The 12,918-nt window shown below is 64.9% G+C and carries 8 protein-coding genes and 2 tRNA genes; 6 read left to right on the top strand and 4 right to left on the bottom strand.

The window, feature by feature from the left end; all coding sequences use genetic code 11:
• Positions 1–52: 52 nt before the first annotated feature.
• Positions 53–1,357 (bottom strand): macrolide 2'-phosphotransferase, encoded by a 1,305-nt coding sequence (locus tag PSET11_RS07805; protein ID WP_124091546.1) that lies wholly within the window; start codon positions 1,355–1,357, stop codon positions 53–55.
• Between the two features lie 104 nt (positions 1,358–1,461).
• Here PSET11_RS07805 and nudC point away from each other — a divergent pair, with 104 nt between their 5' ends.
• From nudC to PSET11_RS07790, 3 genes are read left to right on the top strand one after another with little or no spacing between them, the layout of a single operon-like run.
• Entirely contained in the window at positions 1,462–2,484 is a 1,023-nt protein-coding gene (gene nudC, locus PSET11_RS07800; RefSeq protein ID WP_124091545.1) for an NAD(+) diphosphatase, read from the top strand.
• A 49-nt stretch (positions 2,485–2,533) separates the two neighbouring features.
• Positions 2,534–4,666, top strand: a complete 2,133-nt coding sequence (locus tag PSET11_RS07795) for an ATP-dependent DNA helicase UvrD2 (protein ID WP_124091544.1) — start codon at positions 2,534–2,536, stop codon at positions 4,664–4,666.
• Entirely contained in the window at positions 4,666–5,316 is a 651-nt protein-coding gene (locus PSET11_RS07790; RefSeq protein WP_124091543.1) for a M48 family metallopeptidase, read from the top strand. Before PSET11_RS07795 ends, PSET11_RS07790 begins: the two co-directional genes overlap by 1 nt.
• A 12-nt stretch (positions 5,317–5,328) precedes the next feature.
• On the opposite strand, the gene PSET11_RS07785 is transcribed toward PSET11_RS07790, so the two are convergent.
• On the bottom strand, positions 5,329–6,765 hold the full coding sequence (locus tag PSET11_RS07785; RefSeq protein ID WP_124091542.1) for a zinc-dependent metalloprotease: 1,437 nt from the start codon (positions 6,763–6,765) through the stop codon (positions 5,329–5,331).
• A 329-nt stretch (positions 6,766–7,094) separates the two neighbouring features.
• On the opposite strand from PSET11_RS07785, the gene PSET11_RS07780 reads away from it, so the two are divergent.
• The 3 genes from PSET11_RS07780 to PSET11_RS07770 all read left to right on the top strand — a co-directional run bounded on the left by PSET11_RS07780 (position 7,095) and on the right by PSET11_RS07770 (position 11,457).
• On the top strand, positions 7,095–8,120 hold the full coding sequence (locus tag PSET11_RS07780; protein ID WP_124091556.1) for a YlbL family protein: 1,026 nt from the start codon (positions 7,095–7,097) through the stop codon (positions 8,118–8,120).
• Positions 8,121–8,283: 163 nt separating this feature from the next.
• Positions 8,284–11,259 carry a UPF0182 family membrane protein gene (locus PSET11_RS07775; RefSeq protein WP_124091541.1) on the top strand — a complete coding sequence of 992 codons (2,976 nt, stop codon included), beginning with the start codon at positions 8,284–8,286 and terminating at the stop codon, positions 11,257–11,259.
• A gap of 124 nt (positions 11,260–11,383) precedes the next feature.
• Positions 11,384–11,457 (top strand) — tRNA-Met (locus PSET11_RS07770).
• 181 nt (positions 11,458–11,638) lie between these two features.
• Here the strand turns inward: PSET11_RS07770 and PSET11_RS07765 are convergent.
• Positions 11,639–12,571 carry a cytochrome b/b6 domain-containing protein gene (locus PSET11_RS07765; protein ID WP_124091540.1) on the bottom strand — a complete coding sequence of 311 codons (933 nt, stop codon included), beginning with the start codon at positions 12,569–12,571 and terminating at the stop codon, positions 11,639–11,641.
• A 195-nt stretch (positions 12,572–12,766) separates the two neighbouring features.
• A tRNA-Met gene (locus PSET11_RS07760) sits at positions 12,767–12,840 on the bottom strand.
• Positions 12,841–12,918: the final 78 nt, after the last annotated feature.

The raw sequence follows: 12,918 nt of genomic DNA, 5'->3' as shown, positions 1-12,918 counted from the left end.
AGATCCGCGACTGCGGAGGTGGCCACGTTTGCTAAGGTGCCGAGGTTCGGACCTAAGGCTGTTTGGGCTCCACCACGGAGATGGCGGCAGTGGACGTATCTTCAGGTCCGGCTGAATCGACGTCGGACGGGATGGGTGTGACGGTGACTGCGGCTGCCGGTGTGGACCCCGCAGCCCCACTCGACTCTTGATGAGTGGCAGGCGAAGGTGCAGCAGGCGCGGGTGCACTGGCGTGCTCCGGTGCCGCCGTTTCAGCCGGAACGGGCGTGATGGTCACGGGCGCGACGACGGCGGATGCACCAGCCGCGGCCGACGCACCTGGTGGGGTGCCGCCGTCGTCCGTCCCGGCTGCGGTGCCCGGCGCGCCCGAACCACCCGCGTGGTCCGCAGCCGTTTCGGGGGTGCCAGCGCCTGGCAGCGGCTCCACGCTGATGGGCTGCCCACCGTACTGGGCAATGTCACTGGCCAGGGATTCGAGCATGGATTCCGCCTCGGCCACCATGGCGTCATCAGATGCGGCCAGACCCTTGACCAGGTACTGGGCCAACGCAAACTCTGCGGACAGGGCAGCTCGGCGCAGCAGGTGCTGGTCGGGAGTGTCGCGGCGGCCGGCGGTGTAGCCGGCCAACACGGTTTCCACGAAGTGCTGTTCATTGGAGGCGACCAGCCAGGCGAAGTCGTCGGCGGGATCGCCAATGCGCAAGTCCGTCCAGCCTGTGACGGCGGTGACGCGCGAGCCCTCGACCAGAAGGTTGTCTTCGTGGAGGTCGCCATGGACCACGCACGGGTTGAAGCGCCACAGGGAGACATCCTCCATGGCGTGTTCCCAGCGGCGGAGCAGGGCGGCAGGAATCTTGCCGGTGGTGGCGGCCTGGTCCAGCTCGTTCAGGCGCCGCTGCCTGAACTCGTTGGGGGTGTAGCTGGGCAGGTCCGCGTTGCTGACCAGCGCGCGCGGGAGGTCGTGGATGGCCGCCAAGGCAGCGCCGATCTCCTTGGCTAGCCCGTCCGAGCCGACGGTGAGATCCTCAATGCTCTGGTTGCTGCCTGCCAGGTGGGAGTAGACGAACGTGGTCAGCGTCCCCAGCCGGACACTGCCAGCCACCGTGGGCATGAGGAAGGGCAGCTCGGCACGGATGGCGGGCGCGAAGGCACGGAGCACCAGGAATTCGGTTTCCAGCCGGGTGCTCGCCTCGGCATGTTGGGGAGAGCGAACCCGCCAGCGCTTGCCTTCGGAGTCCAGTAACAGGGCAGAGTCGAAGTCCGCTGGGTCGTCCGGCGCGGAGCTCACGGCCGTGGGCGTGAGCCCAGGGACCGCCGCAGTAGCAACGGCTGCCAGTTCAATCGGTTTTCTTCTCACCGTCCCACGGTAGATTGCAAGCCCACTCGTTGGCCGGTCCCACGGCGGCGAGTCTTGAGATAGCCGAAATGTTCTTTGTCAGCCCCAGTCAGTACGGTGGACCTATGAGCAATGCTGAGCCTGTTTCGCCGATCCGCCCAGGAGTACCGGCACAGCAGCTGGCGAACCACTTGTCGGACACCGTCCTCGATGTTCGCCCAGCCTTGGTGGACAGGGGGTCAGTGGTTCGGGCCAACCCGGCTTTGGTGGCTGATCTGTTGGCCCAGCCGCTGACTCAGGCCATTGTCCTCGCGGGGCGGCAAGGTCTGGTGGTCGCCGGCAGCCTGTTCAAGACGGGAGCCCGGGAGTTGCAGCGGGACCTCGTGGCGGCCAGCATTGAACCGGAGTTGGTTGTTTATCTTGGCTCGGCCCTTCCCGGTGCCGAACTGCCCACGGGAACAGAGCTGCTCCTCTTCATCCTTCCCGATGCCGTGGCACCGGGAACCGCTGGCATCCCGGCAGAGGCAGGTTGGCTCGGCTTCCGCGAGATCGCCGGCCAGCTCAACCAGACGGATACCGCGTTGTTTGTCGAAGCCAGCGCCATCACCAATTGGCACGCCACGCACACCCATTGCCCCAAGTGCGGCTCTCCCACCGGCGTTGAAGCTGGCGGTTGGGTGCGGCGTTGTCCACAAGACGCATCTGAGCACTATCCCCGGACTGATCCCGCCATTATCGTCACAGTAGTGGGGCCTGACGGGCGGGTCCTGCTGGGAGGTGGCGGCCCGGTGGGGGCCATCAACCACTCCACCTTGGCTGGGTTCGTTGAGCCCGGCGAGTCCCTGGAACAGGCAGTGGTCCGCGAGATTCAGGAGGAGGTGGGCGTCCATGTGAGGTCGTGCCAATACCTCGGCTCCCAGTCGTGGCCGTTCCCAGCTTCGCTGATGCTTGGTTTCACCGCCGTCACGGATGACATTCAAGCCCGGCCCGACGGCGTTGAGGTCACCAGGGCGCGCTGGTTCAGTCGCGACGAACTCCAGGCAGCAGTGCTCTCCGGCGAGATCACCATTCCGGGCCGGCTTTCCATTGCCCGGTCCCTGATTGAACACTGGTACGGCGGACGCATCGCCGACCTGACCGACCACTGACTGCAGAACAGCAGCCCACCCCACACCAACAACCCCCAAAGCAGCAGACGTGAGCATAGAGAATTTTGACGACGCCGCCTCCCTCGAGGACCGTGTCCTGGGCGGCCTTGACGACGAACAGCGGGAAGTCGCCAGCACCTTAACGGGGCCCTTGTGCGTCTTGGCCGGTGCCGGTACAGGCAAGACCCGGGCCATCACGCACCGTATCGCCTATGGGGTGCATTCGGGGGTCTACTCACCCCAACGGTTGCTTGCCGTGACGTTCACCGCCAGGGCGGCCGCAGAGATGCGCAGCAGGCTGCGAGACCTCGGCGCGGGCAACGTCCAGGCCAGGACTTTCCACGCCGCCGCGTTACGTCAATTGCAGTTCTTCTGGCCGCAGGCCGTGGGCGGTACCTTGCCGAACCTGCTCGACCACAAGGCCCAGACCCTGGCCGAAGCCGCCCGCCGGCTCCGGCTGAGCACCGACCGCGCCTCCATCCGCGATCTGGCCTCGGAGATCGAATGGGCAAAGGTGTCCATGCTGACGCCGGCGAACTACCTGGAGAACGCCCAGGATAGGGGAGCTCCGGGCGGCTTCGACCTGACCGCCGTCGCCCGTGTTTTCCAGTCCTACGAAGACGTGAAAACGGACCGGAACGTCATCGACTTCGAAGACGTCCTCCTCATCACCGTCGGCATCCTGCAGGAGGACGCCAAGGTCGCCGCCACCGTGCGCGAGCAGTACCGGCACTTCGTGGTGGACGAGTACCAGGACGTGTCGCCGCTGCAACAGCGGCTCCTCGAGCTCTGGCTGGGTGGCCGCGACGAACTCTGCGTGGTGGGCGATGCGAGCCAGACCATCTACTCCTTCACCGGCGCCTCGCCCAAGCACCTACTGGACTTCAAGACCCGCTATCCAGAAGCCAACGTGGTCAAGTTGATCCGCGACTACCGCTCAACGCCGCAGGTGGTGAAGCTGGCCAACGACCTCTTGGCTGGCCGGCGCAGCGGCGGTCCCGTCGCGGACGCGGCATGGGCCGCGCCGCTGAAGCTGGTGGCGCAGCGGGACTCCGGTCCCATTCCCGAGTTCACCGAATGCTCTGACGATGAAGCCGAAGCCGCCACCGTGGCCCAAAAGATCAAGGCACTGCTCGACGCCGGCACGCCCGCCAGCCAGGTGGCCATCCTTTTCCGCACCAACGGGCAGTCCGAGGCCTACGAGCAGGCCCTGGCGGCAGCGGGTATCGGCTACCAGTTGCGGGGCGGCGAACGGTTCTTCGCCCGCAAGGAAGTCCGGGATGCCATCCTGCAGCTTCGGGCCGCTACCCGCGCCGCTTCGGAGGATACCGAAGGTGCCCTTGGCCAGCTGGTCAGGGACATTGTGGCCTCCCTCGGCTACACCGATTCAGCCCCGCATAGCGGCGGCGCCCTGCGGGAACGGTGGGAGTCGTTGGCCGCCCTGGTGGCCTTGGCGGATGAGCTGGTGTCCGTTCGTGGTGCGCAATTCAGCTTGGCTGACTTCGTCAACGAACTGCAGGAACGCTCCCTGGCCCAACACGCCCCCACGGTGGAAGGCGTCACGCTGGCGTCCCTGCACGCGGCCAAGGGCTTGGAATGGGATGCGGTATTCCTGGTGGGGCTCAGCGAGGGCCTGATGCCCATTTCGTTTGCCGATTCGCCCGAATCCGTGGATGAAGAACGCAGGCTCCTCTACGTGGGGATCACCCGGGCCCGCGAACACTTGTTCCTGTCCTGGTCCACGGCCCGCACCCCTGGTGGCAGAGCCAATCGAAAGCCTTCCCGCTTCCTGGACGGGCTCCGGCCAAACTCCGTGGCCAGCTCCACCCTTCGGGGCAGCGGGCCGGCGCCCCGCCGCAAAGCCGCCGTTCCCGCCACCTGCAGGGTCTGCGGTAGCATGCTTGCCACTGGCGCGGAACGGAAGATTGGCCGCTGCAACGCCTGCCCTCCCACCTATGAGGAACAGACGTTCGAGGCATTGCGCTCCTGGCGTCGCGACATTGCCTTGACTGCGGACGTCCCCGCGTTCGTGGTTTTCACCGATGCGACCCTGACCGCGATCGCCGAAGCCCGGCCAGAGTCTCTGGAAGAGATGGCGAATCTGGCGGGCGTGGGGCCCACCAAGCTGGAACGCTACGGAGCCGATGTCCTGCGCGTCCTCAAGGAAAGCACCGAGCTCTGATGGCGGCGTCGGTCCGGCGGGCGGGCGTTCCGTTAGTGACAGCTGACGGCGCGCCGGTGGAAGTTCGCCGATCGGCCCGTAGGACCCGCACGGTAGCGGCGTTCTGGGAAAACGGAACTGCGGTGGTGGCTATCCCCGCGCGCTTCAGCGCAGCCCAGGAAGCTGACTGGGTGCAGCGCATGCTGGCCAAGCTTCATCGCCAGGGGGAGCGGCGGGCAGCGGCTGGACGCAGGCGCCCGGCATCGGACGAGGCCCTGGCCGGCCACGCCACCGAACTGTCGGAACAATACTTCGGGGGCCGGGCTGTCCCCACGTCGGTGCGCTGGGTCAGCAATCAGAACTCGCGGTGGGGTTCTGCCACCCCGGCAGAGGGAACCATCAGGCTCTCTGACAAGCTGCGGCCCATGCCGCAATGGGTGATTGACTACGTCCTCCTGCACGAACTCGCGCACTTGCTGGTAGCCAACCACAACGCTGCGTTTTGGCGCCTCTTGGAGGCCTACCCGGACACGGCCCGGGCCCAGGCGTTCCTCGCCGGGGTTTCGTACGCCACCGGCAGGGGAGTAGCCCCGGGCAACGGCCAGTCGGACGAAACCGGCGGCGACGCTGTCAACGGCGAGCCGTCCGGGTGGCCAGCCGACGCCGACTGACCACCATGGTGCCTACGCCTTGGGCGGGAGGTCTTCGCCGTCGTCGTCGGTGGTATCTTCCGTGGTTCCCTCAGGAGCTCCGTCAGCCTCCGGCGCGGGGGCGTCATCGAAGCCGCCACTGAGGAGCTTTTGCAGTGCGTCGTCCACCTCACTGTCGCTGGCCTCGGCAAGTTTCCGGCGAGTGCTGAACCCCTTCGGATCGTCCAGGTCCTCGGACGTGGGCAGCAGGTCGGGGTGCTGCCAAATGGCGTCCCGACCCTCGATGCCGCGTTCCTCGGTGAGGCTCGCCCACAGGGTGGCGGCGTCACGAAGTCGGCGCGGGCGCAGCTCCAGGCCCACCAGAGACGCGAACGCGTGCTCGGCCGGGCCGCCGGTAGCACGGCGACGGCGGACCGTTTCGCGGAGCGCGGAGGCGGAGGGGAGAAGTTTCTCGGTGGCGGCGGCTGTTAGTTCGTCCACCCAACCCTCCACCAAGGCCAGGGCAGTCTCGAGCTTTTCCAGGGCTTGGTCCTGCGCCGGAGTCCGTTGCGGCATGAAAACGCCCTGCGACAGTGCCTCCTGGATGCCCTCGGGATTGCTGGGATCCAGGTCCCGGGCCAACTCTTCGATCCGCGAGGTGTCAATGTGGATGCCACGGGCGTAAGCCTCGATGGCGCTGAGCAGGTGGCCTCGAAGCCACGGCACCTGCACGAACAGCCGGGCGTGGGCTGCCTCGCGGACCGCAAGGAACAGCCGGATGTCGTTTTCCGGAAGGGACAGGCCCTCGCCGAACGCGGACACATTGGCCGGCAGAAGTGCCATCTCAAGATCGGCCAGCGGCACGCCAATGTCCGTGGAGCTCACGACGTCAGCGGAAAGTGCGCCAATAGCCTGGCCCAGCTGCATACCGAAGATCGCCCCGCCCATGTTCTGCAGCATGGAGGACGCGCCGCCCATCATGGACTTCATCTCTTCCGGCAGCTGTTCGGTCATGGCCGTTGAGAGGGCGTTGGCGATGCTGTTCGCCACCGGCTCGGTGAGCCGCTTCCAGGTACCCAGGGTGGCTTCCACCCACTCGGCCCGGGACCAGGCCCGGCCAATCAAGCCGGTAGCGGTCAGGCTCGTGACCGGGTCCAGCCACAGCTCAGCCAGTCGCAGGGCCTCGTCCACCTCGCGGGACTGCTGTGAGGTGACGGAAGGGTCGGCGCCGGTGGCTGCCACCCGTCGGGCGTTCTCGTGCGCAAGTTGCCAGTTGACGGGCCCCTCGGACGGGGCGCTCATCATGGCCTGGACCTGCGAAAACATCTGCGCGAGCAGGTTGGGGTCGTCCGGCAGGCCGGCAGCCTTGGCGAGTTCTGCAGGGTCGAAGTTCTCCATCCCCTTGCCACCCATGAGGTTCTGCAGCATTTCGGCCAACGGATCCTTGGGGGTGTCGTCGCCGTTGGATGGGTTGAGTGGGTTGGAGGTCATGATCCCGCCGATCGTCGGTGTGACTGTTGATCAACCTTCACGCTACCCCGGCGCTGCGCGGGTGTCTGCTGGAGCGGGCTGTCGTTCGCTGTAGGCAAAGAGCTGGCCGCCCAGGGTCACCGCGTAATGTATTGCCGGTGACTACAACCAGTGGCGGCCGCCCAGCAGACGACCGCGCCACCGAACAAATCAATTCCGGCGCCACTGACCCGGGTGATACGCCCACGGCTGAGGTGCCCAGCACAGCCGCGGCCGGGGGGTCCGACGGCGGCAGGTCGGCGTCGTCCGCTCCTGGCGGTGCGCCACGGGACCGCAAAGCCTCGGCCCTGATGATTGCCGGTCTGACGGCTTTGGGCCTGGGAATTGCCGTCGCCACCATCCCGGTGCCGTACGTCGTGGAATCCCCAGGTCCCACCTACAACACGCTGGGGGAGAGCCAGGGGCACCCGGTCATCAAAGTGAGCGGGCACGAAACCTATCCCGCTGCTGGGAACTTGGACCTCACCACCGTGTACGTCGACGGCGGACCCAACGGGCCCGTCAGCATTCTCGGCGCGTTCTCGTCCTGGCTGGACCGAACCAAATCGGTCTATCCCGAGGAACTGATCTACCCCACCGGCACGTCCCGGGAAGAAGCACAGGAGCAGAGCTCCGTGGCCATGACCACGTCGCAGGAAAACGCCATCGCGTCGGCACTGAACGAGTTGAAGATTCCCTACGGGCAAAAACTCCAGGCCGTTGACCTGTCGCCCGGCGCGGCCGCCGAGGGCAGGATCGAACCGGACGATGTCCTGGTGTCCATCAACGGCACACCTATCACCTCGCTGGCCGTCATCCAGGCAGACCTGGCCGCCGGTAATGGGGCGCCAGTGGAAGTGGTGGTTGAACGCGACGGTCAGCAACTAACCCAGACCATGACGCCCAAGGACAACGGAGAGGGCCGCTTCATCCTCGGTGTTGTTCTAAAAGCCCTGTTCACGTTCCCGTTCGATGTCCAGATTTCGCTCGACAAAGTGGGCGGGCCTAGCGCTGGGATGATGTTTGCGCTCGGCATCATCGACACGGTGACCCCGGGTGACTTGACCGGGGGTGTGCACGTTGCCGGCACAGGCACCATCACCCCCGACGGCCAGGTGGGCCCCATCGGCGGGATCGGGCAGAAAATGGTGGGCGCGCAAAAGGCAGGTGCCACGCTGTTCCTGGCGCCTGCGGAGAATTGCGACGAAGTCGTGGGTCATGTCCCGGACGGCCTGCAAGTGGTCAAGGTGGAAAACCTCGCTGGTGCACGAGCTGCGGTGGAACTCGCCGGCAGCGGGAAGGACACGTCCGCGCTGCCCACCTGCACCAACAACTAGACTGGGCGCATCTGTCCTCGACAGGAACTAAGTTTTGCTGCCACTCGTGGCAATTATGACGGACTGATCCAGCGGTTTGGCCGGGACCTGACGTCACTCGCATGCACGCTCCAAATCAGCCAACCAGCTATGAGGTACCAGTTTGTCCCGTCCTGCCAGCACCATGCCCCAAGGTAAACCCCCTTCACGACGCGGCGCGCTGACGCCCACACTGATCGTCGTCGCCGTTGTTGTGGTGGGGTTCATCTTCTTCGCCAATGTCTGGACTGACGTCCTCTGGTACCAGCAACTGGGGTTTGTCGAAGTCTTCCTGACCGAAAACATTGCCCGGATCGTGATTTTCCTGGCCGGGTTCGCCATCATGTTCGCGGCTGTCTTCTTCGCGATCCGGATCGCCTACCGGTCACGGCCCGTCTACGCTCCCGATTCTGACGTTCGGGACAACCTCAACCGGTATCAGGCGCAGCTGGAGCCGGTTCGCCGGGTGGTCATGATTGGCCTGCCTATTCTTTTCGCGCTCTTCGCCGGCAGTGCCGCGGCCAGCCAATGGCAGAAAGTGCTGCTGTTCTTCAACCAGGTGCCGTTCGGTACGTCCGATCCGCAGTTTGGCATGGACATCAGCTTCTACCTGATGGTCCTGCCTTTCCTGGGCTTCGTGGTGGGCTTCATGATCAGCGTGGTCATCATCGCCGGCATCGCTGGGATCCTCACCCACTACCTCTACGGCAGCATCCGGCTGCTGGAACGCGGTGTGTACACGGCACGTGCCGCCCAGATCCACATTGCGGTCACGGGCGCAGGTTTCCTGATCCTGCTCGGCGTCAACTTCTGGCTTGACAGGTTCTCCTCGGTGCAGAGCAATGGCGGACGGTGGGCCGGTGCGCTGTACACCGACGTCAACGCCGTCATCCCCACCAAGGCCATCCTCGCCGTCGCCGCCGTCCTGGTAGCGATCCTGTTCATCGTCGCGGCCATCATTGGCCGGTGGCGGTTGCCGTTGATCGGTACCGCCATGCTGGTCATCACCTCCATCCTGGCGGGCGGCGTGTACCCGTGGGTCATCCAGCAGTTCCAGGTCCGTCCGTCCGAAGAGACGCTGGAAAAGCCGTACATCCAGCGCAACATTGACAACACGCGGGCCGCCTATGGCCTGGACGCCATCCAGGTCAACCGTTACGACGCCACCAACACGGCCAGCACGGGCGCGTTGGCTCCGGATGCGCAGACCACCGCGAACATCCGCCTCCTGGACCCGAACCTGATCTCAGACGCGTTTGCGCAGCTTGAGCAGTACCGGCCGTACTACCAGTTCCCGGAAGCCCTGAACGTTGACCGCTACGAGGTGGACGGCAAGATCCAGGACACCGTGATCGCGGTCCGCGAACTCAATCCGCAGAACGTGAACAGCAATCAGCAGGGCTGGCTGAACCAGCACATCGTCTATACCCACGGGTATGGCGTGGTGGCCGCCAAGGGCAACAAATTCACCGTTGACGGCAAGCCGGAATTCCTGCAGTCAGGCATCCCGTCCAACGGCGTGTTGGGCAACGATTCCACGTACCAGCCACGCATCTACTTCGGCGAATCCTCACCCGACTACTCGATTGTGGGTGCTCCGGATGGAGCTCCGGCGCGTGAGCAGGACCGGCCTTCGGGCCGCGAAGGCGAAGGCGACGCGCAGTACACCTTCACCGGCAACGGTGGCCCCAACGTGGGCGGATTCCTGAACAAGATCCTGTATGCGATCAAGTTCCAGTCCTCTGACCTCCTGCTGTCCGATGGTGTGAATGCCGAGTCGCAGATCCTTTACGACCGCAGTCCGCGCAAGCGGGTGGAGAAGGTTGCCCCGTACCTGACGGTGGATGGCAACGCCTATCCTGCAGTGGTTGATGGCCGGGTCAAGTGGATCGTGGACGGTTACACCACCAGCCAGTACTACCCGTACTCGCAACAGGAACAGCTCTCGGACGCCACGGCAGATACGCAGACCACCTCCGGCCGAGCAGTAGCCTTGCCCAACAGCACCGTGAACTACATCCGCAACTCGGTCAAGGCAACCGTTGATGCCTATGACGGCTCGGTGACCCTGTACGCGTGGGATGACCAGGACCCGCTGCTGAAGGCCTGGCAGAAGGTGTTCCCCACGTCGCTGAAGCCATACTCGGAGATGTCGGGGGATGTCATGAGCCACGTCCGCTACCCGGAGGACCTGTTCAAGGTCCAGCGCCAGCTCCTTGGTGAGTACCACGTGACGGACCCGTCCACGTTCTACCAGACCAAGGATGTCTGGAGCGTTCCGGTTGATCCCACTGTGCAGTCCAACAGCGGCGTCAAGCAGCCTCCGTTCTACATGTCGCTGCAGATGCCTGACCAGAGCGCACCGGCTTTCCAGCTGACTTCATCCTTCATCCCGCAGATCGTGAACAACAACGCCAGGAACGTGCTGTACGGCTTCCTTGCGGCGGACTCGGACGCAGGCAACCAAGCCGGCGTGAAGGCAGACGGTTATGGCAAGCTGCGGCTGCTGCAGATTCCGCCGGAGACCCAGGTCCCTGGCCCCGGCCAGGCGCAAAACAAGTTCAACTCCGACCCCACGGTGTCCCAGGCGTTGAACCTGCTCCGCCAGGGCGCTTCAGAAGTGCTCAACGGTAACCTGCTCACCCTGCCTGTGGGTGGCGGCATCCTGTACGTCCAGCCTGTCTACCTCAAGTCCACGGGTGAGACGTCCTATCCCACCCTGCAGCGCGTGCTGGTGGCCTTCGGTGACAAGGTGGGCTTCGCGCCCACCCTGGATGAAGCGCTGAAGCAACTCTTCGGTGGCGATTCGGGTGCAGCCGCGGGCGACTCGGACAACAACGGGCAAACCCCTGTTGATCCTGCCGTCCCGGGAGATGCGGACGTCAAGGCGAACCTGAAGGCCGCCCTGGACGAAGCCAACGCCGCCATCCAGGCTGGCCAGGCGGCATTGGCTGCCGGTGACTTCGCAGCCTACGGAGAGGCGCAGAAGCGCATCTCCGCAGCCCTGCAGCGGGCCATCGACGCCGAAGGTAAGATCCCGGCGGCCGCTCCGGAGGCCACCCCGGCTCCGGAAGCATCCGCCACCCCGTCTGCATCGCCGTCGGCCTCCGCCGGCAACTAGCAGTACGTCGAAGCACGACAACGGCGCCCGCTCCCTTCTGGGGGCGGGCGCCGCTGTGCGAGACGGACGTCACGCTCCCTCGATTTGGTGCCGCGTTCACCTCCCGGTAAAGTAGATCTTGCGACGCGGGGTGGAGCAGTTCGGTAGCTCGCTGGGCTCATAACCCAGAGGTCACAGGTTCAAATCCTGTCCCCGCAACTGACAGAAGGTCCGGACACAATGTGTCCGGACCTTCTTTTTGTCTGCCGCCCCAGCCCTCCCGGGGCTCCTGCGGCCGTTTGGCTAACCCTCCCGGAGCTCCTGCGGCCGTTTGGCTAACCCTCCCGGAGCTCCTACGCCCCTAGGTGCAACCCCCCGGGGGCTTACCCCCGGGGCCCTATCAGCGGCTGACTTTACCCATCAGGGACGCGATGGGTCGCAGGAAGAGCGGCCGCGCAAGGAACCATGCGGCCACCATGACGGCGACGGAGCCGAGGAAGATCCAGAAGCCCAACCAGCCGCCGTCGTCCGTTGTGGCGTACATGTGGTTCAGGTTTCTCAGTGCGCCCGTAGCGAGAACGAGGAAGACGTGAACGACGACGAACGCCACGAAGTAGATCATCACCGGGAAGTGGACGGCGCGCGCGAGTTCGATCGGGTACGCCTTGTTGAGCGTTGCAGCCTTGCGCGGCCACGCCGATGACATCCGCAGGCCAGTGATGAACGCGAGCGGCGCGGCGATGAATACGGTGACGAAGTAGGACAGCAATTGCAGGGCGTTGTAGTTGATCCAGCCGTTCTCGGTAGGCCAATTCAGGGCTGCGTACTGCAGTGCAGCGGACAGGGCGTTGGGAATGACGTCCCAGCTGGTAGGAACGATCCGCATCCATTGGCCCGTCGCGAACAGCAGGACGGCGAAGACGATTCCGTTCAGGATCCATAGCGCGTCAAGAGTGAGGTGAAACCACAGCTCGAGCGTGATCTTGGTGGGCGCGTTCTTGGTTTTGATCAAGCCCTTGTTATTCCGGGTCCAATGACCGCTGGGCTTGGTGGTGGTCCGCACCTGCCATCCCGTGCGGATGATCAGCAAGAGGAAGAATCCGTTGAGGAAGTGCTGCCAGGCGAGCCACGCCGGGAAGCCGACCGGTGCGCCCGCTGGCAGTTCAGAATGACCGGGGTAGTCGGCAACGAACGATTGGCCGGCCTGCGTCCCCATTAACCAGCGCGCTCCCAACACCACAAGCACCAAAGCGATCAGCAGGGCAGGGACACCCCAGTAGAGCCAGGACCGCTTTCGGGCTGCGGCCCTGGGTTTCTTTGTGGGTGTGGGCATCGAACGATGTTCCTCTCGAGTGGCTGGCCCATCGCGCGTGAGCCCTGCGAAAGAGACTACTAGAACTGTCCCGGTCCCCGTCACTCCGGCCGGCTTGCCGCCGTCGTACGGTTCAAAGCGCTCGAGAGGAGCCATATCTGGGCAAAGAAAAGGGCCGGGATCACTGCGTTTCCGCGTGACTCCGACCCTTCATAGTTGCGGGGACAGGATTTGAACCTGTGACCTCTGGGTTATGAGCCCAGCGAGCTACCGAACTGCTCCACCCCGCGTCGCTCGAACAACACTACCTTACTTTCGAGGTCGACCCGACCACGGCCTGCCCGCAAGTGCTCCGGGAGGGTGGGGTG

The organism is Arthrobacter ulcerisalmonis (genome assembly GCF_900609065.1).
In the GTDB taxonomy this organism is placed as follows: domain Bacteria; phylum Actinomycetota; class Actinomycetes; order Actinomycetales; family Micrococcaceae; genus Arthrobacter; species Arthrobacter ulcerisalmonis.
Note: the sequence above shows the minus strand (reverse complement) of the source record. Positions and strands in the feature narration are given on the sequence as shown.

Excerpts from the sequence above, each read along its gene's own strand:
- nudC (WP_124091545.1), top strand. The coding sequence starts at position 1,462 with ATGAGCAATGCTGAGCCTGTTTCGCCGATCCGCCCAGGAGTACCGGCA.
- PSET11_RS07790 (WP_124091543.1), top strand. The coding sequence starts at position 4,666 with ATGGCGGCGTCGGTCCGGCGGGCGGGCGTTCCGTTAGTGACAGCTGAC.
- PSET11_RS07785 (WP_124091542.1), bottom strand. The coding sequence starts at position 6,765 with ATGACCTCCAACCCACTCAACCCATCCAACGGCGACGACACCCCCAAG.
- PSET11_RS07780 (WP_124091556.1), top strand. The coding sequence starts at position 7,095 with ATGATTGCCGGTCTGACGGCTTTGGGCCTGGGAATTGCCGTCGCCACC.
- PSET11_RS07775 (WP_124091541.1), top strand. The coding sequence starts at position 8,284 with ATGCCCCAAGGTAAACCCCCTTCACGACGCGGCGCGCTGACGCCCACA.
- PSET11_RS07765 (WP_124091540.1), bottom strand. The coding sequence starts at position 12,571 with ATGCCCACACCCACAAAGAAACCCAGGGCCGCAGCCCGAAAGCGGTCC.